The sequence below is a fragment of the Streptomyces sp. NPDC001568 genome, from assembly GCF_042893755.1.
Lineage (GTDB): Bacteria > Actinomycetota > Actinomycetes > Streptomycetales > Streptomycetaceae > Streptomyces.
In genome coordinates, this window is record NZ_JBIAVF010000015.1 from 147,583 (window position 1) to 171,935 (window position 24,353).

20 protein-coding genes are annotated in these 24,353 nt (G+C 71.0%); 9 read left to right on the plus strand and 11 right to left on the minus strand.

Annotation, left to right across the window (positions count from 1 at the left end; translation table 11 throughout):
- Positions 1 to 21 precede the first annotated feature (21 nt).
- Positions 22 to 2,052 carry a hypothetical protein gene (locus ACFY0I_RS26895; RefSeq protein ID WP_388900663.1) on the minus strand — a complete coding sequence of 677 codons (2,031 nt, stop codon included), beginning with the start codon at positions 2,050 to 2,052 and terminating at the stop codon, positions 22 to 24.
- 357 nt (positions 2,053 to 2,409) lie between these two features.
- Between ACFY0I_RS26895 and ACFY0I_RS26900 the strand changes: the two genes are divergently transcribed.
- The 6 genes from ACFY0I_RS26900 to ACFY0I_RS26925 all read left to right on the plus strand — a co-directional run bounded on the left by ACFY0I_RS26900 (position 2,410) and on the right by ACFY0I_RS26925 (position 11,983).
- Positions 2,410 to 3,939 carry a leucyl aminopeptidase gene (locus ACFY0I_RS26900; RefSeq protein WP_388900665.1) on the plus strand — a complete coding sequence of 510 codons (1,530 nt, stop codon included), beginning with the start codon at positions 2,410 to 2,412 and terminating at the stop codon, positions 3,937 to 3,939.
- Positions 3,940 to 4,249: 310 nt separating this feature from the next.
- Complete coding sequence (gene lpdA / locus ACFY0I_RS26905) at positions 4,250 to 5,638, plus strand: dihydrolipoyl dehydrogenase (RefSeq protein ID WP_362877246.1); 1,389 nt, start codon at positions 4,250 to 4,252, stop codon at positions 5,636 to 5,638.
- A gap of 54 nt (positions 5,639 to 5,692) precedes the next feature.
- Positions 5,693 to 7,492: a 2-oxoglutarate dehydrogenase, E2 component, dihydrolipoamide succinyltransferase gene (gene sucB, locus ACFY0I_RS26910; protein WP_388900667.1), complete on the plus strand. Its 1,800-nt coding sequence runs from the start codon at positions 5,693 to 5,695 to the stop codon at positions 7,490 to 7,492.
- A 181-nt stretch (positions 7,493 to 7,673) separates the two neighbouring features.
- A complete protein-coding gene (locus ACFY0I_RS26915) occupies positions 7,674 to 8,297 on the plus strand; it encodes a GntR family transcriptional regulator (RefSeq protein ID WP_356883254.1) in 624 nt (207 codons plus the stop codon).
- A 316-nt stretch (positions 8,298 to 8,613) separates the two neighbouring features.
- Positions 8,614 to 11,298 carry a pyruvate dehydrogenase (acetyl-transferring), homodimeric type gene (gene aceE, locus ACFY0I_RS26920; RefSeq protein ID WP_388900668.1) on the plus strand — a complete coding sequence of 895 codons (2,685 nt, stop codon included), beginning with the start codon at positions 8,614 to 8,616 and terminating at the stop codon, positions 11,296 to 11,298.
- Between the two features lie 166 nt (positions 11,299 to 11,464).
- Complete coding sequence (locus tag ACFY0I_RS26925; protein ID WP_388900670.1) at positions 11,465 to 11,983, plus strand: DUF4240 domain-containing protein; 519 nt, start codon at positions 11,465 to 11,467, stop codon at positions 11,981 to 11,983.
- A 32-nt stretch (positions 11,984 to 12,015) separates the two neighbouring features.
- Here the strand turns inward: ACFY0I_RS26925 and ACFY0I_RS26930 are convergent, their stop codons facing one another.
- Positions 12,016 to 12,786, minus strand: coding sequence for an SDR family NAD(P)-dependent oxidoreductase (locus ACFY0I_RS26930; RefSeq protein ID WP_388900671.1), 771 nt, complete (start codon positions 12,784 to 12,786; stop codon positions 12,016 to 12,018).
- Positions 12,787 to 12,872: 86 nt separating this feature from the next.
- Between ACFY0I_RS26930 and ACFY0I_RS26935 the strand changes: the two genes are divergently transcribed.
- Positions 12,873 to 13,538, plus strand: a complete 666-nt coding sequence (locus ACFY0I_RS26935) for a TetR/AcrR family transcriptional regulator (protein ID WP_388900673.1) — start codon at positions 12,873 to 12,875, stop codon at positions 13,536 to 13,538.
- Between the two features lie 53 nt (positions 13,539 to 13,591).
- On the opposite strand, the gene ACFY0I_RS26940 is transcribed toward ACFY0I_RS26935, so the two are convergent.
- Both ACFY0I_RS26940 and glnA read right to left on the minus strand, forming a co-directional pair.
- Entirely contained in the window at positions 13,592 to 13,978 is a 387-nt protein-coding gene (locus ACFY0I_RS26940; RefSeq protein WP_388900674.1) for a hypothetical protein, read from the minus strand.
- Between the two features lie 163 nt (positions 13,979 to 14,141).
- On the minus strand, positions 14,142 to 15,551 hold the full coding sequence (gene glnA, locus ACFY0I_RS26945; protein WP_031148608.1) for a type I glutamate--ammonia ligase: 1,410 nt from the start codon (positions 15,549 to 15,551) through the stop codon (positions 14,142 to 14,144).
- Between the two features lie 185 nt (positions 15,552 to 15,736).
- Between glnA and ACFY0I_RS26950 the strand changes: the two genes are divergently transcribed.
- Positions 15,737 to 16,204: an RDD family protein gene (locus ACFY0I_RS26950; RefSeq protein ID WP_388900676.1), complete on the plus strand. Its 468-nt coding sequence runs from the start codon at positions 15,737 to 15,739 to the stop codon at positions 16,202 to 16,204.
- Between the two features lie 176 nt (positions 16,205 to 16,380).
- Here the strand turns inward: ACFY0I_RS26950 and ACFY0I_RS26955 are convergent, their stop codons facing one another.
- The 5 genes from ACFY0I_RS26955 to ACFY0I_RS26975 form a co-directional block, all read right to left on the minus strand.
- Positions 16,381 to 17,079 (minus strand): DUF4191 domain-containing protein, encoded by a 699-nt coding sequence (locus tag ACFY0I_RS26955; protein ID WP_388900677.1) that lies wholly within the window; start codon positions 17,077 to 17,079, stop codon positions 16,381 to 16,383.
- A 10-nt stretch (positions 17,080 to 17,089) separates the two neighbouring features.
- On the minus strand, positions 17,090 to 17,287 hold the full coding sequence (locus ACFY0I_RS26960) for a hypothetical protein (RefSeq protein ID WP_281210004.1): 198 nt from the start codon (positions 17,285 to 17,287) through the stop codon (positions 17,090 to 17,092).
- 316 nt (positions 17,288 to 17,603) lie between these two features.
- Positions 17,604 to 18,557 carry a lipoyl synthase gene (gene lipA, locus ACFY0I_RS26965; protein ID WP_281210005.1) on the minus strand — a complete coding sequence of 318 codons (954 nt, stop codon included), beginning with the start codon at positions 18,555 to 18,557 and terminating at the stop codon, positions 17,604 to 17,606.
- 110 nt (positions 18,558 to 18,667) lie between these two features.
- Positions 18,668 to 19,465 (minus strand): lipoyl(octanoyl) transferase LipB, encoded by a 798-nt coding sequence (gene lipB / locus ACFY0I_RS26970; RefSeq protein WP_388900679.1) that lies wholly within the window; start codon positions 19,463 to 19,465, stop codon positions 18,668 to 18,670.
- A gap of 100 nt (positions 19,466 to 19,565) precedes the next feature.
- Positions 19,566 to 19,862 carry a hypothetical protein gene (locus ACFY0I_RS26975; RefSeq protein WP_388900681.1) on the minus strand — a complete coding sequence of 99 codons (297 nt, stop codon included), beginning with the start codon at positions 19,860 to 19,862 and terminating at the stop codon, positions 19,566 to 19,568.
- Between the two features lie 173 nt (positions 19,863 to 20,035).
- Between ACFY0I_RS26975 and ACFY0I_RS26980 the strand changes: the two genes are divergently transcribed.
- Complete coding sequence (locus ACFY0I_RS26980) at positions 20,036 to 21,475, plus strand: regulator (protein ID WP_388900683.1); 1,440 nt, start codon at positions 20,036 to 20,038, stop codon at positions 21,473 to 21,475.
- A gap of 110 nt (positions 21,476 to 21,585) precedes the next feature.
- Here the strand turns inward: ACFY0I_RS26980 and ACFY0I_RS26985 are convergent, their stop codons facing one another.
- The gene (locus ACFY0I_RS26985; RefSeq protein ID WP_388900684.1) at positions 21,586 to 22,872 is read right to left on the minus strand and encodes an FAD-dependent oxidoreductase; all 1,287 of its coding nucleotides are present in this window, start codon (positions 22,870 to 22,872) and stop codon (positions 21,586 to 21,588) included.
- A gap of 211 nt (positions 22,873 to 23,083) precedes the next feature.
- Positions 23,084 to 23,974: a TIGR01777 family oxidoreductase gene (locus tag ACFY0I_RS26990; protein ID WP_388900686.1), complete on the minus strand. Its 891-nt coding sequence runs from the start codon at positions 23,972 to 23,974 to the stop codon at positions 23,084 to 23,086.
- Between the last annotated feature and the right edge of the window lie 379 nt (positions 23,975 to 24,353).

Here is a 24,353-nt window from a genome sequence, read left to right on the forward strand (position 1 = left end):
CCGGACGGTACGGCCCGTCGGTCAGAGGAGCTTGAGCGTGACCGCCGACTGGAGCAGCTCGGGAGCCGTCCAGGCCGAACGGGCGCCGGCGTACGCGGTGCCGAAGTCCGCGGTGCCGAGCAGGAGCTGCTTCTTCGTGCCGTTGGGCGCGGTCACCGGGGCGACGACGCCGGAGGGCGCCTTGACGGTGACGTCCTTGCCGATGCGGTACGCGGTGACCTTGTTCTCGGCCAGGGCCTTGTCCCAGGCCGCGCGACGGCTGAGCTCGACGCCGGTGTCCTTCATGCTCTGGTTCACGATCGGGGCGCTCGGCGCGTACAGCGCCCGGTAGGTGTCCAGGACCCGGTTGACCACCGGGTACAGGGTCCGGTCCTCGGCCAGGTTGGACTGGTGGACGTAGTGCGGCCGCGGGTCGTTGGCCAGCACGTGCCGCAGCGCGGTACGTGCCTCCTGCGGGACGACGTATTCCAGGTAGCCGGAGTTGACGTTCAGCGGGGCGGGCAGACAGGTCGAGGTGCCCGGGTTGTCCTCGCAGGCGCCGCTGCCGCCGTCGGCCCGGCTGGTGTAGATCCAGTTGTACTCGTCGGCCATCTCCGCGTTGGTGCCCGTGTTGTAGTACACGTTCATCGGGTGCCGCGGGACCGTCAGGGCGGCCCCGACCGCCCGCTGCGCCGGTTCGCGGGAGTTGTCGCTACCGGCCCACTTCACGCCGTTGTCCGCGAGCGCGCCGGCCAGGTTGGGATTGTCCTGGGGCTGCTGCGGGGCGGTCTTGAGGCCGGAGTGCTCGCCGGTGACGAGCTCGGTGCGGTCGGTCGTGATGCCCTTGGCGGCCGCCCAGTTGTTGTTGTCGCGGATCTGCGCGGAGATCTCCGCGCGGCTCATCCAGTTGATGGCGCCCTGGGCGTTCTTGGTGCAGGTCCACGGAACGGTGGTGACGTCCTGCACGCAGCCGAGGAACGGGTGCGTGTAGGTGTGGTTCATCCAGCGGTACTTGGCCCGGTCCGCGACCAGTTGCGCGGTCATCGCGTCGACGCCGCCGTTCTCCGCCTTCCACTCCTCGCCGGCGCCCGCGTTGAAGAGCATGTCCAGCTTGAAGTTCTTGGACGTCTGCCACTGCGCCGCGTACTGCGCGTCGGCGGCGGTCATCCGGATCGTGCTCTCCTGGCCCTCGCCGCCCGCGCAGGCGTAGTCGCCGGGCGTGCAGTTGAGGTCCTTGTTCCAGCGGGCGTCGGGCGCGAACACGTCGTCGACGTGGACGGCGAAGTAGTTGCGGCTCTGCCCGAGGTGGACCCCCTGCGTCAGCCATTCGACGATGCCCCGGGCCAGCAGCCGGTACTGCTGCTGGTGCTGGTTGTAGCCGAAGGTGACGACCAGCTCGCTGCGCCCGTCGTGGGTGTACTCGCCGACGAGCGAGGCCCGGCCGGCGCCGCCCGGGACGGGGGCGTCGAGCAGGCTGGTGTAGCCGGCCCTCGGCTTGCCCATGTACCCGTAGCTCTCCAGGATGAGCGGCGAGTTGTCCTCGAACTCGACCTGGCCGCCGAGGTACCCGAAGGGCCCCGCCTTGCCGGCCGCGGTGACCGCGGCCTGCGTGCCGTCCAGCCGGCCGCCGTAGCCGCCGTTGTCGGTGTACTCCAGGCCCACGCCCGGGTGGGCCCAGGTGTAGGCGTCGACCTGACGGATCCCGTACGTCGTCTCGTACGAGGCGAGGGCGGTCGCCTCGGCCGAACCGCTGCCGAACGGGTTCTCGTTCGGCAGCACGACCCCCTGGTACTTCGCCCGCGGCCGCCCGTCCACGGTGTCGCTGAGGAACGCGGCGTTGATGACCGGCCGGCTCGCGCTGCCCAGATCGACCCGGGTGTACGGCACTCCGGTGTCCCGGAGCTCCGCGGTGATCGCCTCGACCGAGCTGCCGCCGTCGTCGACGACCAGCACCTTCAGATCGACGCGCGGTGCCACGGCCGCCTCGGCGGCGGCGGCGGGTACTGCGACGGACATCAGGGCCGCTGCCGCCATCGCTGCGGCAACCCTGTTCATCCGGTTCTTGTTGACCATTTCGGCCTTCCCCCCGCAGGCGTCCCTCGACACGACCCTGTGGGGTGGGCCGGGCCTGGGAGGCTCTGTGGAAATCATGCAAAGGAACCCCGCGTCCCCTTGCGAGAGTGGCTCGAGTCTTTCGGACCCCGTCAGGCCTCAAGGGCAAACCTGGAACAGAGGCCACAGATGGGTGAACCTGATGCCGTCTTGATCGAACAACTTGCCAAACCTTCGAGTGACGTACGGACGAGTGCCTACGCGTAGGCTCATTTCCGGCGGCCGTCGGGCCCGGAATACGATCGCTGCGGAACGGCCGGCGATCCCGACGTGACCGCAGCGCCCACACACATAAAACGGAAGCGAGACTTCACCACCGTGACTGCTCTGACTCTCAGCACTGCCGGCGCGGCGACGCTGCGCGCCGACGCCCTCGTGGTCGGCGTGGCGAAGGGCCCCAAGGGCCCCGTCGTGGCCGCCGGCGCCGAGGCCGTGGACAAGGCGTTCGACGGAAAGCTCGCCGCCGTGCTCGACGCGCTCGGCGCCTCCGGCGCCGAAGGCGAGACCACCAAGCTGCCCGCCCCGGCCGGCCTGAAGGTCCCGGTCGTGCTGGCGGTCGGCCTGGGCCCCGTGCCCGAGCAGGACGAGTCCTTCGACGAGGAGGCCCTGCGCCGCGCCGCCGGCGCCGCGGCCCGCGCGCTGCACGGCGCCAAGAAGGCCGCCTTCGCCCTGCCCCTGGACGACGCCTCCGCCGTCACCGCCGTCGCCGAGGGCGCGCTGCTGGGCGCGTACGCCTTCACCGCCTACCAGGGCGGCGAGAAGAAGGGCGCCAAGAACTCCGGCCCCAAGCAGCCCCTCACCGAGGTGACGCTGCTGGGCGCCAAGCCCCGCGACAAGGAGCACAAGGCCGCGGCCGAGCGCGCCTCCGTCGTGGCGGCCGAGGTCAACATCGCCCGTGACCTGATCAACACCCCGCCGAACGACCTCACCCCCGAGGCCTTCGCCGCCGTCGCGTCCGCGACCGCGAAGGAGAACGGCATCAAGGTCCAGGTCCTGGACGAGAAGGCCCTCGTCAAGGGTGGCTACGGCGGCATCATGGGCGTCGGCAAGGGCTCCGAGAACCCGCCGCGCCTGGTCAAGCTGTCCTACACCCACCCCAAGGCGGAGAAGACCCTCGCCTACGTCGGCAAGGGCATCACCTACGACTCGGGCGGCATCTCCCTGAAGCCGGCCGGCCACAACGAGACGATGAAGTGCGACATGGCCGGCGCCGCCGCCGTGTTCGCCGCCGTCGTCGCGGCCGCGAAGCTGGGCCTCCAGGTCAACGTGACCGGCTGGCTCGCCCTGGCCGAGAACATGCCCTCCGGCTCCGCCACCAAGCCCGGTGACGTGCTGCGCATGTACAGCGGCAAGACCGTCGAGGTCCTCAACACGGACGCCGAGGGCCGCCTGGTCCTGGGCGACGCGCTGACCAAGGCCTCCGAGGAGAACCCGGACGCGATCGTCGACGTCGCCACCCTGACCGGCGCCATGGTGCTGGCCCTGGGCGACCGCACCTTCGGCATCATGGCCAACGACGACGCCTTCCGCACCTCGATCCACGAGATCGCCGACGAGGTCGGCGAGGCCTCCTGGCCGATGCCGCTCCCCGAGGACCTGCGCAAGACCATGGACTCCCCCACCGCCGACATCGCGAACATGGGTGTCCGGATGGGCGGCGGCCTGGTCGCCGGTCTCTTCCTCCAGGAGTTCGTCGGCGAGGGCATCACCTGGGCCCACCTCGACATCGCGGGCCCGGCCTTCCACGAGGGCGCCCCGTACGGCTACACCCCCAAGGGCGGCACCGGTTCCGCCGTGCGCACCCTGGTGCGGCTGGCCGAGCGCACCGCCACCGGGGACCTGGGCTGACGTTCCCTCCCCGAGACCCGTTTCACGAGCGGCAGCGCGCCCCGGGATCCCGCCGAGGGGCCCGGGGCGCGTTCGCTCTGGAAGAAACGTCGAGGATCAGTAGGTTTCTACGCATGGGTAACCGTTACTTCGGGCGGAACGACGGTCCACCCCGGGGGCCCGGCGTCCCGCGTTCCCCCGACAAATGCGAAGATGGGTTCTCGGCAGGACAGGGCCCCCACCACAGGGCCGAAGAAACAAGCGGCCGAATACCAGCCGCCGCCCGGTCACAGAGGACCGGTGCCCGGCGCACATGCATGGAGGACGTGACGTGGCGAACGACGCCAGCACCGTTTTCGACCTGGTGATCCTCGGCGGTGGCAGTGGCGGTTACGCCGCGGCTCTCCGCGCATCCCAGCTGGGTCTCGACGTTGCGCTGATCGAGAAGAACAAGCTCGGCGGCACCTGCCTGCACAACGGCTGCATCCCCACGAAGGCTCTGCTGCACGCCGGTGAGATCGCGGACCAGGCACGCGAAGCCGGACAGTTCGGTGTCAAGGCCTCTTTCGAGGGCATCGACATCGCCGGAGTGCACAAGTACAAGGACGATGTCATCTCCGGCCTGTACAAGGGCCTGCAGGGGCTGGTCGCCTCCCGCAAGGTGACCTACATCGAGGGTGAGGGCCGCCTCTCCTCCCCGACTTCCGTCGACGTCAACGGGCAGCGGATCCAGGGTCGCCACGTGCTCCTGGCGACCGGCTCCGTGCCGAAGTCCCTGCCGGGTCTCGACATCGACGGCAACCGCGTCATCTCCTCGGACCACGCGCTGGTCCTGGACCGCGTGCCCGAGTCCGCGATCATCCTGGGCGGCGGCGTCATCGGCGTCGAGTTCGCCTCGGCGTGGAAGTCCTTCGGCACCGACGTCACCGTCATCGAGGGCCTCAAGCACCTCGTCCCGGTCGAGGACGAGAACAGCTCGAAGATCCTCGAGCGCGCCTTCCGCAAGCGCGGCATCAAGTTCAACCTCGGCACCTTCTTCGAGAAGGCCGAGTACACCGAGTCGGGCGTCCGCGTCACGCTCGCCGACGGCAAGACCTTCGAGGCCGAGGTGCTGCTGGTCGCCATCGGTCGTGGTCCGGTCTCGCAGGGCCTGGGCTACGAGGAGCAGGGCGTCGCGATGGACCGCGGCTACGTGCTGGTCGACGAGTACATGCAGACCAACGTGCCGACCATCTCCGCCGTCGGTGACCTCGTCCCGACCCTCCAGCTCGCGCACGTCGGTTTCGCCGAGGGCATCCTCGTCGCCGAGCGTCTGGCCGGCCTGAAGGCCGTCCCGATCGACTACGACGGTGTCCCGCGCGTGACGTACTGCCACCCCGAGGTCGCGTCCGTCGGCATCACCGAGGCCAAGGCCAAGGAGATCTACGGTGCGGACAAGGTCGTGGCCCTGAAGTACAACCTGGCGGGCAACGGCAAGAGCAAGATCCTGAAGACCGCGGGCGAGATCAAGCTCGTCCAGGTCAAGGACGGTGCCGTGGTCGGCGTCCACATGGTCGGTGACCGCATGGGCGAGCAGGTCGGCGAAGCCCAGCTGATCTACAACTGGGAAGCCCTGCCGGCCGAGGTCGCGCAGCTCATCCACGCCCACCCGACCCAGAACGAAGCGCTCGGCGAGGCCCACCTGGCCCTGGCCGGCAAGCCGCTTCACGCACACGACTGATCGTTCGCGGGCGCGACGACCACTTCCGCACTTTCGTTAGGAGCAACTGAAACCATGTCGGTTTCCGTAACCCTTCCGGCGCTCGGTGAGAGCGTCACCGAGGGCACTGTCACCCGCTGGCTGAAGGCCGAGGGCGAGCGCGTCGAGGCCGACGAGCCGTTGCTCGAGGTCTCGACCGACAAGGTCGACACCGAGATCCCGTCGCCCGTCTCCGGCATCCTGGCCTCCATCAAGGTCGCCGAGGACGAGACCGTCGAGGTCGGCGCCGAGCTGGCCGTCATCGACGACGGCTCCGGCGACGCCGCCCCGGCCGCGGCTCCGGCCGCTGAGGCTCCGGCCGCCGAGGCCCCCGCGGCCGCCGAGGCACCCGCCGCCGAGGCCCCCGCGGCCGCCGAGGCTCCTGCCGCCGAGGCCCCCGCGGCTCCGGCCGCCGAGGCCGCTCCGGCCGCGTCCGGCACCGATGTCGTACTGCCCGCCCTGGGCGAGTCCGTCACCGAGGGCACCGTCACCCGGTGGCTGAAGGAGGTCGGCGAGTCCGTCGAGGCCGACGAGCCGCTGCTCGAGGTCTCCACGGACAAGGTCGACACCGAGATCCCCGCCCCCGTCTCCGGCACCCTGCTGGAGATCCTGGTGGCCGAGGACGAGACCGCCGAGGTCGGCGCCCGTCTGGCCGTCATCGGAGCCGCCGGTGCCGCTCCGGCGGCTGCCCCGGCCGCCGCCGCCCCGGCTCCGGCCGCCGCTCCGGCTCCCGCCGCTCCGGCCGCTCCGGCCGCCCCGGCTCCGGTTGCCGCCCCGGCTCCCGCCGCCCCGGCTCCGGTTGCCGCTCCGGCCGCCGCCGCTCCGGTCGCGGCTCCGGCTCCGGCCGCTCCGGCGCCCGTGGCCGCCGCGGCCCCGGCCGCTCCCGCCGCTCCGGCCCCGGCCGGCGACGAGGGCGCGTACGTGACCCCGCTGGTGCGCAAGCTCGCCTCGGAGTCCGGCGTCAACCTGTCCACGGTTTCGGGCACCGGTGTCGGTGGCCGCATCCGCAAGCAGGACGTCATCGCCGCCGCCGAGGCCGCGAAGGCCGCTGCCGCCGCTCCGGCCGCCGCGACTGCCGCTCCCGCCGCCAAGGCTCCGGCCGCCGCGGTCTCCGAGCTGCGCGGTCAGACCGTCAAGATGACCCGCATGCGCAAGGTCATCGGCGACAACATGATGAAGGCCCTGCACTCGCAGGCGCAGCTCAGCTCCGTGGTCGAGGTGGACATCACCAAGATCATGAAGCTGCGCGAGAAGGCCAAGGCCGGCTTCCTGTCCCGCGAGGGCGTCAAGCTGTCCCCGATGCCGTTCTTCGTCAAGGCCGCGGCCCAGGCGCTGAAGGCCCACGCGGTCGTCAACGCCCGGATCAACGAGGACGAGGGCACCATCACCTACTTCGACTCGGAGAACATCGGCATCGCCGTGGACTCCGAGAAGGGCCTGATGACCCCGGTCATCAAGGGTGCCGGTGACCTCAACCTGGCGGGCATCTCCAAGGCGACCGCCGATCTGGCCGGCAAGGTCCGCGGCAACAAGATCACGCCGGACGAGCTGTCGGGCGCGACCTTCACCATCAGCAACACCGGCTCGCGCGGTGCGCTGTTCGACACGGTGATCGTGCCCCCGAACCAGGTCGCCATCCTGGGCATCGGTGCCACGGTCAAGCGTCCGGTGGTCATCGAGACCGCCGAGGGCACCAACATCGGCATCCGCGACATGACGTACCTGACCCTGTCCTACGACCACCGCCTGGTGGACGGCGCGGACGCGGCCCGGTACCTCTCGGCCGTCAAGGCGATCCTCGAGGCCGGCGAGTTCGAGGTCGAGCTCGGCCTGTAAGGTCCCCGGACCGAAACGCCGTATACGAGGCCCCCGCCCGGATTCGTCCGGGCGGGGGCTTCGGCGTTGTAACGAGCCTCACGAAGCGTCACCCGCAAGGAACGCATCGCAGCAGGCCACGCCGCCGTATTGTCTACGGCATCAGGCCCCGCGTGCCCCCACAGGAGATGAAGAGCCGATGATCACCCCACCCGTCGTGCACTCGCTGCGCGAGCAGATCCGCGAGCACATCGTGGAGGGGATCGTCAGCGGCCGCTGGAAGCCCGGCGAGCGGATCGTGGAGCGCCGCATCGCCGTGGAGCTGGAGGTCAGCCAGACGCCCGTGCGCGAGGCCCTGCGCGAGCTGGAGACGCTGCGGCTCATCGAGTCGGCGCCGAACAAGGGCGTTCGCGTACGGAACCTGTCCGCGGCCGACCTGGAGGAGATCTACCCCGTACGGGCCGGGTTGGAGCAGATCGCCGCCGAGCTGGCGGCGCCCCGGCTGGCGGCCGACTGCACGGCCTTGGAGCCGCACGTGGCGGCCCTGTGGGAGGCCGACCGCACCGAGGACGGCACCGCGCAGGTGCGGCACACCGTGGGCTTCCACCGGGAGATGGTGCGGGCCGCCGGGAACAGCGTGCTGCTGCACACCTGGGAGTCGCTGGGCATCGAGGTGTTCACGGCCCTGTCCATCCGGTGGCTGGGAACCGTCCAGAAGTCCTACGCCGAGGAGCACGAAGCCCTCGTGGCGGCTTTTCGGTCCCAGGATCCGGACATCGGATTGCTCGTGAAGCGGCACGTTCTCGGCTGCGCCCCGCGCGCCTGAACACGGCCCGCCGGACCGGCCCGGGGCACTCTTCCGTCCGCTGGCGAAACCGTCTCCGACCTGCGGTTTCGAGCGGATCTCCAGGGGTCCTCCGGTGCCCTGTCGTGCACTCGATCCACGGGCACGCCGTGCCTCGATCGCTGGCACCGGGTGCCGACTTTCGCCGGAGTGACATTTATTTGTCACTTTTATTTGATCGATCATCGATCAGCGCTTTACAGTCAACGCGGACCCCACCGGGTCCAATGACCCTGTCCTGCCCGTCAGGGTTCTTATCACCACCACCTCTCCTTTGTCCGGAAGGCGGCGCACACCGATGTCCGACCCCGTAGGAAAGCTTCCGAGCGAGCTCGACCAGCTCCCGGACCGCGACACCGAGGAGACCGCCGAATGGGCGGCCTCACTCGACGCCGTCGCCAAGGCCGCCGGTACGCGCCGCGCCGAATACCTGCTCCGCCGTACGCTCCAGCACGCCGAGGCCGCCGGCCTCGCCCTGCCGAAGCTGCTGGAGACGGACTACGTCAACACCATCCCCACCTCCGCGGAGCCCGAGTTCCCCGGTGACATGGAGATGGAAGCCAGGATCACCGCGTGGAACCGCTGGAACGCGGCCGCCATGGTGACCCGCGGTTCCAAGTACGGCGTCGGCGGCCACATCGCCACCTTCGCCTCCGCCGCGTGGCTGTACGAGACCGGCTTCCAGCACTTCTTCCGCGGGAAGGAGGCCGACGGATCCGGCGACCAGCTCTACATCCAGGGCCACGCCTCCCCCGGCATCTACGCCCGCGCCTTCCTCGACGGACGCGTGTCCGAGCAGCAGCTCGACAACTTCCGCCAGGAGTCCGGCGGCAACGGCCTGCCGTCCTACCCGCACCCGCGGCGCCTGCCGTGGCTGTGGGAGTTCCCCACGGTCTCCATGGGCCTCGGCCCGCTGTCGGCGATCTACCAGGCGCGCTTCAACCGCTACCTGCAGAACCGCAGCATCAAGGACACCGCCAACTCGCACGTCTGGGCCTTCCTGGGCGACGGCGAGATGGACGAGCCCGAGTCGACCGCCGCCCTGGCCCTGGCCTCCCGCGAGCAGCTCGACAACCTGACCTTCGTCATCAACTGCAACCTGCAGCGCCTCGACGGTCCGGTCCGCGCGAACTTCCGCGTCGTCCAGGAGCTGGAAGCCCAGTTCCGCGGCGCCGGCTGGAACGTCATCAAGTCGCTGTGGGGCTCCGCCTGGGACGAGCTGTTCCAGCTCGACACCACGGGCGCCCTGGTACGCCGCCTGCGCGAGGTACCCGACGCTCAGTTCCAGACGTACGCGACCCGCGACGTGGCCTACATCCGCCAGCACTTCTTCGGCGCCAACGCCGAGCTCGTGCAGCTGGCCGGCGTGCTGTCCGACGCGAAGATCGCGGAGTGCTTCCACACCTCCCGCGGCGGCCACGAGCCCCGCAAGGTCTACGCCGCGTACAAGGCCGCCCTGGAGCACAAGGGCGCGCCGACGGTCATCCTCGCGCAGACCGTCAAGGGCTACACGCTGGGTGCCGGGTTCGAGTCGAAGAACGCGAACCACCAGATGAAGAAGCTGACGATCGACGAGTTCAAGGACATGCGTGACCTCCTTGGCCTCCCGATCCCGGACAGCGCCTTCGCCGACGGTGTCGTCCCCTACGGCCACCCGGGCGCGAACAGCCCCGAGGTCCAGTACCTGAACGAGCGCCGCTCGGCGCTCGGCGGTCCGGCCCCGGCCCGCAACGTCAAGCACGTCGCCCTGCCGGCGCCGGCCGACCGTTCCTTCGCCCCGCTGCTCAAGGGCTCCGGCAAGCAGGAGATGGCCACCACCATGGCCTTCGTCCGGCTCGTGAAGGACCTGATGCGGGACAAGGAGACCGGCAAGCGCTGGGTGCCGATCGTCCCCGACGAGGCCCGTACCTTCGGCATGGAGTCCCTGTTCCCGTCGGCCGGCATCTACTCGCCGCTGGGGCAGACGTACGAGCCGGTCGACCGCGACCAGCTCATGTACTACAAGGAAGCCAAGGACGGCCAGATCCTCAACGAGGGGATCACCGAGGCCGGCGCCATGGCCGACTTCATCGCCGCCTGCACGTCGTACGCGACGCACGGCGAGCCGATGATCCCCTTCTACATCTTCTACTCGATGTTCGGCTGGCAGCGCACCGCCGACCAGATGTGGCAGCTCGCCGACCAGCTCGGCAAGGGCTTCATCGTCGGCGCCACCGCCGGTCGCACCACGCTGACCGGTGAGGGCCTCCAGCACGCGGACGGCCACTCGCACCTGATCGCGTCCACGAACCCGGCGTCGCTGAACTACGACCCGGCCTTCGCGTACGAGATCGCGGTGATCGTCAAGGACGGTCTGCGCCGGATGTACGGCGAGAAGCCGGAAGACGTCTTCTACTACCTGACGGTCTACAACGAGCCCAAGGTGCAGCCCCCGATGCCCGAGGGCGTCGAGGAAGGCATCCTCAAGGGTCTGTACCGCTTCAACACGGCGGCCGACCTCGCGGAGGCGGCCCCGGCCGCCGATGCCCCGAAGGTCCAGCTGATGGCCTCCGGTACGGCGATCCACTGGGTGCTGGAGGCGCAGAAGCTCCTCGCCGCCGAGTGGAACGTGTCCGCCGACGTATGGTCCGCCACCTCCTGGGGCGAGCTGCGCCGCGAGGCGCTGGAGTGCGACGAGGCGCTGCTGCGCGGCGAACTCCGCACCCCGTACGTGACCCGCGCGCTGGAGGGCGTCACGAGCCCGGTGCTCGCCGTCTCCGACTGGATGCGTCAGGTCCCGGACCAGATCAGCCAGTGGGTGGAGCAGGACTGGACCTCGCTGGGTACGGACGGCTTCGGTCTGTCCGACACCCGTGAGGGCGCCCGCCGTCACTTCGGTGTCGACGCCCAGTCGATCGTCGTGGCCGCCCTGGCCCAGCTCGCCCGCCGCGGCGAGGTCCCGGCGTCCTCCGTCAAGGAGGCCCGGGAGCGCTACGGCCTGTAGGCCGCGACGCACCGCACGACCGCCCGCGAGGCGGCCCGCCCAGGAGGGGACGGGCCGCCTCGCGGCGTTTTGGGGTGGGCCGTGCGGCCGTGTGGGGGTCGGTCACCGGCCTTTGGCCGTATGAGCGGTGGCGGCGCGGGGGTGGACCCGTGATGCTGGAGCGGTGATGGACGAGACGGAGTTCTGGGAGATCGTCGACCGTACCCGCGAGGCCGCCGAGGGCGACCCCGAGGAACACGCCGAGCTGCTCGTCGAGCGGCTGGCACTGCTCGACCCGGACTCCGTGCTGGACTTCGCGCGGCACTTCGAGTCGCGCTACAACCGCGCGTACACCTGGGACCTGTGGGGCGCCGCCTGGGTGTTGTTGGACGGGGCGAGCGACGACGCCTTCGACTACTTCCGGTGCTGGCTGATCGGCCAGGGCCGGGAGGTCTTCGAGGGCGGGGTGCACGACCCGGACCACCTGGCGGAGTTGCTCGGCGAGTTCGACGAGGAGATCGACGGGGACGGCGAGGAGCTCGGGTACGCGGCCGACGAGGCGTACGAGCAGCTGACCGGTGCGGTGGCCCCGGATCTCGGCGTGCCGCTCCAGCCGGCCGAGCCGGAGGGCACTGCGCTGGACTTCGAGGACGAAGCCGTGCTCGCGGAGCGCTTCCCCCGGCTCTGGGACCGCTTCCGGGGCTGATCCCCGGGCCGGTCGGCACCCGGTGGGACGGACTAGTAGTGCGTGCCGCCGTCGATGCGGATCTCGGTGCCGGTGATGAACGCGCCGTCCTCGGAACCGAGCATGGCGACGACTCCGGCCACGGCCTGCGGGCCGGCGAAGCCCTGACCGAGGGCCGGGGCGAGCTTGGTGAACAGGCTCCAGTCGGTGTCCTCGGGCAGGCCGGGGCCGTTCCCGGTGGTCATGCCGCTCTCGATCGAGCCGGGGGCGACGGAGACGAAGCGCAGGCCCTGCTTGCTGTACTCGGCGGCCAGGGCGTGGGTCATGGACTGGATGCCGCCCTTGCTGGCCGCGTAGGCGGACATGTAGGGGTGGGCGAAGGACGCCGAGGTGGAGCTGAAGTTCACGACGACCGGCTGCTCGCCCGCGAGGAGCGCGGGGAGGGACTCGCGGATCATCAGGAAGGTGCCGGTCAGGTTGACCGCGATGACCTTGTTCCAGAAGTCGAGGGTGGTCCGGTGGGTGTGCGCCGAGCGCAGGATGCCCGCCGCGTTGACCAGTACGTCAATGCCGGTGAGGGCGTCGACGGCGGCGGCGACGCCCGCCTTCACCGCGGCCTCGTCGGATATGTCCAGTACGGCGGTGCTGAGCCGGTCGGCGTGGCCGTCGGCCGCGGCCCGGTCGGTCGTGCTGTCGAGCCCGGCTTCGTTCACGTCCACGGCGTGTACGCGGCCGCCTTCGGCGAGGATGCGGTGGACGGTGGCCCGGCCGATGCCGGAGCCGCCGCCGGTGATGAGGACGCGACGTCCTTCGTAACGGTTCATGGGGCGAAGCGTACCGACCCCATGGCACGTTTTGCCAGACTGTCAATGCATGCAATCGCCCACATGTCGGACGGTACGCTTCACCTGTGAGATCTCCTCGTCCGTACTCCCCCCAGAGCGGTCCCGGGACCCAGTCGCTGACCGAGCGCCGCAAAGCCGCCACCCAGCTCGACATCGCCCGCGCGGCCTGCGAACTGTTCGCCGAACACGGCCCCGACGGCACCACCGCCGAAGACATCGCCCACCGCGCGGGCGTCGCGCTGCGCACGTTCTACCGCTATTTCCGCAACAAGCAGGAGGCCGTGGCCCCGCTGCTCGCCGGCGGCGGCGACGCCTGGCGGGCCCTGCTCGCGGAGGAGGACCCGGGGACCCCGCTGGGGGAAGCCCTGGCACGGGCGATAACCCGCTCTCTCAGCGACTCCCAGGCGGTGGAGGAGGGGCTGGAGGTGACCCGCGGACTGCTGCGTGCCGCCGCGGGCGACGAGGCCCTGCGGGCGGTCTGGTACCGGGTGAACCAGGATTCCGAGGAGCGCCTGGTCCCGGTGATCGCCCGGCTCGTCGGGCCGGGGGCGGAGCCCCTGCCCGTACGCCTGCTGGCAGCGGCCGCCACCGATGCGATCCGCATCTCGCTGGAGCTCTGGTCGACCACCGACGCCCCCGTGGCGGGACCCGGCTCCCCCGCCGAAATGGCGGTCCGCTGCCTGCGCGACCTCACCGGCGCGATGCCGCTGCTGCGGGGCCCGGCGGACTAGGCGCCGGGGGTCCGGCGGGTGCGGCGGCTCCGGCCGGTGCGGCGGGCGTACCGCTAGTCGTTGTAGCGGTACCCGCCGCCCCAGCCGTCGTTCCAGTTGCCGTCGTACCCGCCGTAGCCGCCGGAGTCGTAGTGGTTCCAGTCGCCGTACCGGTCCGAGTCGTACCGGTCGTGGCCGCGCCAGTCGGAGTCGTAGTAGTTCGAGTTGTAGTAGTTGTCGCGCCAGTTCGGGTCGTACCAGCCGCCGACGCCCGCCGCGCAGTACCGGCTGTCCCAGTTCCGGTCGCAGCAGTCGTCGTAGCGCGAGTCGCACCAGCCTCCCCCGCCTCCGCCTCCACCCCCGCCCCCGGTGACCGCTGCCGATGCACTGCCGACGGGCAGGAGGCCCAGAGTGAGCCCCGCGGCCCCGGCGACGACTGTGGCGATGATCCTGCGGCGCATCTTCATGCACCTCCGAACGTGTCTCGCTTATCCGGCTTTTAGGTCATTTCAACCCTCACTCGACCGGGACGACCTGTCAAAGCGGAAAGGCCCCCCGCCGCACTCCGTGGAGTGCGGCGGGGGGCCTCCCATCAGGCATGACCCGCTGTTTCGGGGCTACGACCTAGAGGTCGAAGTACAGCTCGAACTCGTGCGGGTGCGGACGCTGCGCGATCGGGGCGATCTCGTGCGTGCGCTTGTAGTCGATCCAGGTCTCGATGAGGTCGGGGGTGAAGACACCGCCGGCCAGGAGGTACTCGTGGTCCTCCTCCAGGGCCTTGAGGACGTCCTCAAGGCTGGTCGGGACCTGCGGGACGCTCGCGTGCTCGTCGGGCGAGAGCTCGTAGAGGTCCTTGTCGATCGGCTCCATCGGCTCGATCTTGTTCTTGACGCCGTCGAGACCCGCGAGCAGCAGCGCCGCGAAGGCCAGGTACGGGTTGGACGACGGGTCCGGCGCGCGGAACTCGACGCGCTTGGCCTTCGGGTTCGAGCCCGTGATCGGGATGCGCATCGCGGCGGAACGGTTGCGCTGCGAGTACACCATGTTGACCGGCGCCTCGAAGCCCGGAACCAGGCGGTGGTAGGAGTTCACCGTCGGGTTCGTGAAGGCCAGCAGCGACGGGGCGTGCTTGAGGATGCCGCCGATGTAGTAACGGGCGGTGTCCGACAGGCCCGCGTAGCCGGCCTCGTCGTAGAACAGCGGGTCGCCGTTCGCCCACAGCGACTGGTGCACGTGCATGCCCGAGCCGTTGTCACCGAAGATCGGCTTCGGCATGAAGGTCGCGGTCTTGCCGTTGCGCCAGGCGACGTTCTTCACGATGTACTTGAAGAGCATCAGGTCGTCGGCCGCGGCGAGCAGCGTGTTGAACTTGTAGTTGATCTCGGCCTGGCCGCCGGTGCCGACCTCGTGGTGCTGACGCTCGACCTGGAGGCCCTGGGCGTCCAGTTCGAGGGAGATCTCGGCGCGCAGGTCGGCGAAGTGGTCGACCGGGGCTACGGGGAAGTAACCACCCTTGTAGCGGACCTTGTAACCACGGTTGTTCTCCTCGGAACCGGTGTTCCAGGCGCCGGCCTCGGAGTCGATGTGGTAGAAGCTCTCGTTCGCGGTGGTCGCGAAGCGCACGCTGTCGAACACGTAGAACTCGGCCTCGGGGCCGAAGTACGCGGTGTCGGCGATGCCGGTGGAGGCGAGGTACGCCTCGGCCTTCTTCGCGATGTTGCGCGGGTCACGGCTGTAGGCCTCGCCCGTGATCGGGTCGTGGATGAAGAAGTTGATGTTGAGCGTCTTGTCCTTGCGGAACGGGTCCAGACGCGCGGTGCTGATGTCGGCACGCAGCGCCATGTCGGACTCGTGGATCGCCTGGAAGCCGCGGATCGAGGAGCCGTCGAAGGCGAGCTCCTCGTTCGGGTCGAACGCCCGCCCCGGGATGGTGAAGTGCTGCATCACACCAGGCAGGTCGCAGAAGCGGACGTCAACGAACTTGACGTCGTTCTCCTCGATGTACTGCTTCACTTCGTCGGCGTTCTGGAACATCCAACTCCTCCTACTCCCGGCCCCGGGGCAGGGGCGGGTTTTATAGCTCGTGGTGCGTCAGTGCGGTGCCGCACGCTGACCCGACCATAAGCAGACGGGATTTCTCAAGCATGACCCATTTGTTTCGCACAAGTTAACCAGGGTCCCGTCGGAGGTCGATGGAGCACCACCGGTACCGTGGTCGAGTGGACAACAGGCAAGCAATCGGATCCTGGCTTTCCGGCCCCCGTGCGGCCGCCGAGGACATGGGCGTCGACTTCGGGTACCGGGGCCAGCAGCTCGGTCTGCCCCAGTCGGGGCCCGGCTCCGTGGCCCGCTTCGGCCGTCGGATCGGCGCGGTGCTCATCGACTGGGTCGGCTGCCAGCTCATCGCATACGGACTGATCACGGGTGGCGACCTGGCCGCCACCCGCAACTGGACGCTGGGGCTCTTCGTCGCCCTGACGATCCTCACCGTGGGCACCGTGGGCTTCACCCCCGGCAAGCGGATCCTCGGCCTCCGCGTCATCGGGCAGAACGGCAACCGCCTCGGCATCGTCCGCGTGGTGATCCGTACGGTGCTGCTGGCCCTGGTCATCCCGGCCCTCGTCTGGGACCGGGACGGACGCGGCCTGCACGACCGGCTGGCCGGCGCGGTCCAGGTCCGCATCTAGGCTCCGCCTCCGGGCGGGCACGCAGGCGGAGCGGCGGGCACGCGAGGTGGGTACGACGCAGGGGCGCCCCCGGGCCGGATGGCTTCGGGGGCGCCCCTGCGTCGTACGTGCGCCGCGTGTCGTGCGGCGGGCCTCCGCCCCGTCGTATACGGAAAGCGGAGCGGCCCTCTAGGCCACTAGCGTCCGCGGGGCGGGCGAGCGGAGCCGCCACGTCCGGGCATCGGACCCTTCGGCACCGGCATGTTGCTCATGAGGTCGCCCATGGCCCGGAGCTTGTCGTTGACCTGGGTGATCTGCGGGCCGGACAGGACGCGCGGCAGCTTCAGCAACGTCGTACGGACCTTCTTGAGCGGCACCTCGCCCTCGCCGGTACCGACGATGAAGTCGTGCACCGGGACGTCGGGCATGATCCGGGCCAGCTTCTTCTTCTCGGCCGCGAGCAGGGTCTTCACCCGGTTCGGGTTGCCCTCGGCGATCAGGACCACGCCCGCCTTGCCGACGGCCCGGTGGACGATGTCCTGGTTCCGGTTCATCGCGACGGCCGGGGTGGTCGACCAGCCCCGTCCCACGTTGTCCAGTACGGCCGCGGCAGCGCCCGGCTGTCCCTCCATCTGCCCGAAGGCAGCACGCTCGGCCCGTCGCCCGAAGATGATCGCCATCCCCAGGAACGCCACCAGGAAGCCCAGGATGCCCAGGTAAACCGGGTGACCGATCAGGAAGCCGATCGCAAGAAAGACACCGAAGGTGACGATTCCCACGCCCGCGACGATCAGACCGACCTTCGGGTCGGCCTTGCGCGTCATCTTGTACGTCAGGGCGATCTGCTTCAGTCGCCCGGGGTTCGCAGCAGTCTCTGCGTTTGACTTCCTCGCCATGAGGCGAAGTTTACGTGGCCCGCGGGGTCCGGGTAGCCGCGGCCTCGAGTACGTGCTCGGTTTCGACCCGGTCCTTCGCCCTGCGACGGTCTTCCAGGACCGCCGTCCAGGCGTTGCGGCGGGCGCCGCTCATGAGCAGCGACTCGATGCCGCGGAAGGCCTCGGCTACGGACGGAATGGCGATGGCGCGTACGGGCGCGGCCTGCATGATGTCGGTCCCTCTCTCGGAGCTCGCATCGATGGGCGTGTGCGGTGCGTGGACCCAGCGTCACTGACTGGTGTTACCAGGGCATGACCGGCCGGTCAAACGTGATGAAATATTGACGCGGCCCCCAGGCTCTCCCGATAAGAGCCTAGGGGCCGCGTCGACACTGTGTTACTGCTTGGTAGGTTTATGTGAACGACTTCACATCGCCCGCAACCTACGCTCCGGCTCGGCTTCGCTTCACACAAACCCCGTCGAGCTCCGCCTCGCCACCGCTACGGCCGCGCGCCCGCCCTCGTACCTCGGGCGAACCCGCAACCTACGCTCCGGCTCGGCTTCGCTTCTCCATCGCCTGGGTGTAGAGGCGTCCCGCCCTGTACGAGGAGCGGACCAGGGGGCCCGACATGACGCCGGAGAAGCCGATCTCCTCGGCCTCCTTCGCCAGCTCCACGAACTCCGCCGGCTTCACCCAGCGCTCGACGGGGTGGTGCCGCGGCGAGGGCCGCAGGTACTGGGTGATGGTGATGAGCTCGCAGCCGGCCGCGTGCAGGTCGCGCAGCGCCTCGCTGACCTCCTCGCGCTCCTCGCCCATGCCGAGGATCAGGTTCGACTTGGTGATCAGGCCGTACTCGCGGGCCTTGGTGATCACGTCGAGGGAGCGCTCGTAGCGGAAGCCCGGGCGGATCCGCTTGAAGATGCGGGGCACGGTCTCGACGTTGTGCGCGAAGACCTCGGGGCGGGAGGCGAAGACCTCCTCCAGCAGCTCCGGGACCGCGTTGAAGTCCGGCGCGAGCAGCTCGACCTTGGTGTGACCGCTCTCGCGGTGCGCCGTCTGCTGGTGGATCTGGCGGACCGTCTCCGCGTACAGCCACGCGCCGCCGTCGGGCAGGTCGTCGCGGGCGACACCGGTGATGGTGGCATAGTTCAGGTCCATGGTGACCACGGATTCGCCGACACGGCGCGGCTCGTCCCGGTCCAGGGCCTCGGGCTTGCCCGTGTCGATCTGGCAGAAGTCACAGCGCCGGGTGCACTGGTCGCCACCGATGAGGAAGGTGGCCTCGCGGTCCTCCCAGCATTCGTAGATGTTCGGACAGCCGGCTTCCTGGCACACCGTGTGCAGTCCTTCGCCCTTCACCAGGGCCTGCATCTTGGTGTACTCGGGTCCCATCTTCGCCCGGGTCTTGATCCACTCGGGCTTGCGCTCGATGGGGGTCTGGGCGTTGCGGACTTCGAGGCGCAGCATCTTGCGTCCGTCGGGTGCGACTGCGGACACGACCGGCTCCCTGTGACTTCGATTCTTCGGCGCCCACCAGGGTACGCCCGTAATTTCATACGCTCTTACGTCGGCCAACCTGGGGGCCGCCGGACGCATTCCCGGGGGCGTCAGCCCACGGCCGGCTCGATCGCGCGGGGTCGCAGCTCGGCCTGCTCCAGCACGTCCTTCAGGTGCCGCTCCACGACGGGCAGCACGTCGGCGATGGTGATCTCGCGGCCCAGTTCGTACGAGAGCGAGGTCACACCGGCGTCCCGGATGCCGCAGGGGATGATCCGGTCGAACCAGGTGCTGTCGGGGTTCACGTTGATCGCGAAACCGTGCATCGTGACGCCCTTGGCGACGCGGATCCCGATGGCGGCGAGCTTGCGGTCCTCGCGGCGCTGGCCGGCGTTGGAGGGGGCGTACTCGGGCCCGTTCAGGCGGGCGTCGAACTCCTCGTCGTGCAGCCGGGGATCGAACTCCAGGGAGAGCCCACCGATCTTCGGGCGCTCCTCGACGGGGTCGCCGAGCACCCAGACCCCGGAGCGGCCCTCGATGCGGGTGGTCTCCAGGCCGAACTCGGCCGCCGTGCGGATCAGGGCGTCCTCCAGGCGCCGGACGTGCGCGACGACGTCCACCGGGCGGGGCAACTTCATGATCGGGTAGCCGACCAGTTGACCCGGCCCGTGCCAGGTGATCTTGCCGCCGCGGTCCACGTCGATGACGGGCGTCCCGTCGAGGGGGCGCTCGCTCGGGTCGGTGCGCCGGCCTGCGGTGTACACCGGTTGGTGCTCCACCAGCAGGCAGGTGTCCTCGATCTCGTCCGCGAAGCGGGCGGCGTGGACGCGCCGCTGCTCTTCCCAGGCCTCGGTGTACTCGACCGATTCCGGCCCGAAGCCCAGATGGACAAACCGAAGCTCAGTCACCGCAGCGCCTCCTCGTTGAACCTGCTGTGTGCACGTACCGCACCCGGCCAAGGGTACGGCGGCTCCCGCGGGCTCCTTCAGGCCCCCGGTGTCCCGGGCTTCAGCGCCCGGGTCCGAGCAGTGTGCGGGCCTCCGGCGGCGGGCCCGGGGGGCGCTCGGGGCGCTTGCGCCCCTTGCGCGGGAGGTCCGGGTCCTCGTCGGCCCGCGGCAGCCGGCGGTGGCCCTCGGAGTGGTCGTTGACCCAGCCGCACACCCCGCACGCGTACCGGCCGTCGAGCCCCGCGATGTAGGTGCCGCACCGACGGCACTCGGCCTCGGTGAGCTCGGGAGCGGGCAGCGGAGCTGTGGATTCCGCGTACGCGTCGGGGTGGTGAGCCCCGTGGGGCCGGCGGGTCATGGGCCGCAGCGTACGCGGAGGTCACCGGCCGGTCCGTAAAGAGCCCTACCCATTCTGCACACGATCGGATGAATGTGGGGCAGAGAGGGCGGTGCGGGCGGAGTTCGCCGCTACATTCACGCCGTTCACAGGGCCGGGACTCCGGTCCGTCACGTCAGGAAACCGTGGAGCAGATGACGGAACGACCTGCCCAGCGCGTCCCCAACCGGCAGCTCGCGGCGCTGATCGCGGAAGCCGGGTTCTCCAACGCCGGGCTCGCCCGCCGCGTCGACCAACTCGGCCTGGAGCACGGTCTGGACCTGCGCTACGACAAGACCTCCGTGACCCGGTGGCTGCGCGGCCAGCAGCCCCGCGGCACCACCCCCGCGCTGATCGCGGAGGTCTTCACCCGGCGCCTCGGGCGACGGCTGTCGGCGCAGGACCTGGGCCTCGACGCGTGCGCGCCGGTCTACGCCGGGCTGGAGTTCGCGGCCACCCCCGAGGAGGCCGTGGACATCGCGAGCGGGCTGTGGCGCAAGGACTCCGGATCGCACGCCGAGCTGCGCAAGATCGCCTTCACCCCGGCCGGCCTCGTGGTGCCCAGCCGGGACTGGCTCATCGGCCGGGCCGACGAACGCGTCGGACGCGGCGCGGACAGCGTCGCCTCCCGCGTCCCCGCGCAGGGCCGCGCCTCGGTGCCCCGGCAGCGGCAGGTCGACCGCGGCCCCGGACAGCGGGTCACCGGCGGGGACATCGCGGCCCTGCGCTCGGTGAGCGAACTGTTCCGCACGCTCGACCACGCCTACGGCGGCGGCCACGCCCGCCAGGCCCTCGTGCGCTACCTGGAGCACGAGGCCGAACCCATGCTCCGCGGCACCTACGGCGAGACCACCGGGCGGCGGCTGTTCTCCGCCGCCGCCGACCTGACCCGGCTCGCGGGCTGGACCTCGTACGACATCGCCGCGCACGGACTCGCCCAGCGGTACTTCGTCCAGGCGCTGCGCCTCGCGCAGGCCGCCGGGGACCGGCCGTACGGGTCGTACGTGCTGGTCACCATGAGCCGGCAGGCGGTCTACCTCGGCCACGGTCGCGAGGCCGTCCAGCTGGCCCGGGTCGCCCAGCAGGGTGTCGGCTCGGGGCCCCCGCCGGTGGTGCAGGCGCTGCTGCACGCCGCCGAGGCGCGCGGGCACGCGGTGCTCGGCGAGGTGCGGTCGGCGACGGCCTCCCTGGTCCGCGCCGAGCGGGCGCTGGGCGCGGGCCGGCCGGGGGACGACGTACCGCCGTGGGCCCGGTTCTTCGACGAGGCGCAGCTCGCCGACGAGTTCGGGCACTGCCACCGGGACCTCCAGCAGTACCGGGCCTGCGCCCAGCACGCGGAACGCTCCCTGCAACTGCGCTCGCCCGGCTACGCGCGGTCCCGGCTGTTCTGCCGGGTGGTGCTGGCCACGGCCCGGCTCGGGCTGGGCGAACTGGACCAGGCGTGCGCGCTGGGCGCGGAGGCGGCGCAGCAGGCGATGGAGATGCGGTCGGTGCGCGCGGTGGAGTACGTACGGGACTTCGAGCGGCGGCTGGAGCCGTACCGGGACGCGTCGGCGGTGCGGACGTACCGGGACCGGGTGGCGGCACTGTCCTGAGCGGGGGCCGGGCCCTGAGCGGGGGTCGGGTCCTGGCCCGGTTGGGCCGGGCGGGGCGTGCGGAAGGCCCGGCCCCCGCGGGTGGGACCGGGCCTTGGCCGGGGTGGTTCTCAGGCCACCGCCGGAAGGGCTGGTTCCGGGGCGGCCGGGAGCGGGATCCCGAAGTCGCGCAGCAGGGCCGTGGCCGCCCGGCGGGCGGAGTGCAGGGCGCCCTGGACCGTGTTGGAGTCGCGGTGGTCCCCGCACACGTAGAGCCCCGCCAGGACCCGCACCGGGCGCCGCAGGTCGTACGGCGGGGGCATCGCGGGCACGGCCTCCGGGGTGTGGTGCACGGCGAGCAGGTCCCAGTCACGGGTCGAGGTGTCGTAGAGCCGGGCCAACCGTGAGGCCACCGTCCGAGCGGGGGGCGGTGCGCCGTGGACGGTGGTGGTGACCAGGCTGCGGCCGGTCGGCGCCCGGCTCGGGTCGACCGCGCTCATCACGGTGGTGTGCGCGAGCGGCCACTTCGGGTCGGCGTCCAGGAGCAGCGAACCGTCCCAGGGCAGCGGCGCGGGGGTCGCGTGGTGGATGACGGTCACCTCGTGGAAGCGCGGCACCCGCAACCCCGGCAGCAGCTCGGCCGCGGCCCGGGCGCCCGTCGCGAGGACCACGGAACGGCAGCGGAAGTCACCGTGCTCCTCGGTGGTGACCAGGCTGGTCGCCACCGACCGGACCCGGACGCCGGTGCGTACGGTGCCCGGCGGCAGGGACGCCGCGAGCAGCCGCGGCAAGGCCGCGGCCCCGCCCTCGGGCACGGCGAGCCGGCCCCGGACGAAGGTGCGCAGCGCGAGGTCGGCGACGCGGCTGGAGGTGGTGAGGTCCGGGTCGCGGAGCAGGGTGGAGAGCAGGGGGCGCAGGACCCCGTTCACGGTGCGCGGTGGCAGGCCGCGGGAGCGCAGCGCGGTGAGCGCCGAGCGTTCCGGCCGGGCCAGCACCCGTTCCTCGGGCAGCGCGGCGAGCCGGCCGAGGGCGGCGCTGAGCCGGGCCTGGTCGAGGGAACCGCTGGCCAGCGCGCGGGCCGGGGTGAGCGCCCCGGCGCGCTGCTGCTTGCCGTCGACTCCGTGCACCAGGACCCCGGGGGCGAAGGGCCGCAGCGTGAGGCCCTCCAGACCGGGGGTGCGGGCCGGTTCGGTGTACGAGGTGTTGAGGAGCTGCCCGATCCGGTCGAGGCGGAACCCGTCGGCCGATTCGGTGGCCATGCGGCCTCCGGGATCGTCGGCGTTCTCCAGGACGGTGACCGTGACCCCCGCCGCGATCAGGTGGTGTGCGGCCGCGAGTCCTGAGACTCCGGCTCCTACGATGACGACGTCCGCGAGCTGTGCGGTGTGGTGCGCGGCATGGTGTGTGCTGCTGAGCACGTGCCCCTCCCCGAGGTCGGCGCGGCTGTGTGGGAACCTCCTTCCCCCAACGGGCTCCAGGAGAACCCGAGTCCGGTGGGGTATTGCGCACAACTTCGGTCGCATGGCGGTCGCATACGGGTCACGAACGGTCGCACGTGGGCGCGGGGGGCGCCTTTCGGGCGCCCGGGGTGGGGGGGCCGGGCGGGGCCGGGCGGGGCCCCGGTGGGGCTCAGGCCAGAGCCGCCCTGATCGAGTCGTCGATGCCGGGGTGGCGGAAGACGAAGCCCGACTCCAGCAGGCGGGCCGGGCGCACCCGCTGACTGCCCAGCACGTCGTCGGCGAACTCCCCGATCGCGACCCGCAGGGCCGGCGCGGGTACGGGGAACAGGGTGGGGCGGTGCAGTACGCGGCCCATGGCGGCGGTGATCTCACGGTTGGTCAGCGGCTCGGGCGCGGTCAGGTTCACCGGGCCGGAGAGTTCGGGGGTGTCGATCAGGTGCCGCAGGGCGGCGATCTCGTCGTGCATCGAGATGTACGACCAGTACTGGCGGCCGTTGCCGAGCCGGCCGCCGATGCCCGCCCGGAAGACGGGGAACAGCTTCCCCCACGCCCCGCCCTCGGCCGCGACCACCAGCCCGGTACGGGCGAACACGGTACGCACGCCGGCGTCGCGGGCGGGGGCCGCCGCCGCCTCCCACTCCACGCAGACGGACGGGAGGAAGCCGTGCCCCGCCGGCGCGGTCTCGTCGACGGGGCGGTCGCCGGTGTCGCCGTAGTAGCCGACGGCGGTGCCGCACACCAGGACGGGCGGAGGGCTGTCCAGGGCGGCCACGGCCTGCGCGATGGCGGCCGTCCCGAGGACGCGGCTGTCGCGGATCTCCCTCTTGTACGCCGCCGACCAGCGACGGTCCCCGACGCCGGCCCCCGCCAGGTGCACGACGGCCCCGCACCCGGCGAGCCCGGCGGGGTCGACGCGGCCGGCCGCGGGGTCCCACCGCGCCTCGTCCGGTCCGGCGGGCGCGCGACGCACGAAGCGCACCACGTCGTGGCCGTCGGCGCGGAGTGACTGGACGAGGGCCTGACCGATGAGTCCGGAGGATCCGGTGATGGCGATACGCATGGGCCCAGTCTGCCGCTGCCCTGGCCGGGCGGTACCGCGCAACTCCCCGACACCGACGGCCGACCCTCGTGGGGGCTGCGGGTGGGTCGGGGGTCCGGGTCCGGTTCGGCTGCGGGGGTGGGTCGGGGCCGGTGCCGGGGTAGGGCTGCGGGTGGGTCGGGGCCGGTGCCGGGGTGGGGTGTCGTCCGGGACGGGCATGATTTATGGCGCCCTGTCCCGGGCTGCGTCGGTGGGGCGGGAGTGGGCGCCAACAAATCACGTTTTAGTCCCTGACGACACCCCACCCCGTCCCCGACCCCGACCTGGGCGGCCCGCCCCGGTCGACGTCCCGCCGAATCGGCCCCGCAGGCGCCAATCCCGGCCTCGCCGGCGATTGAGG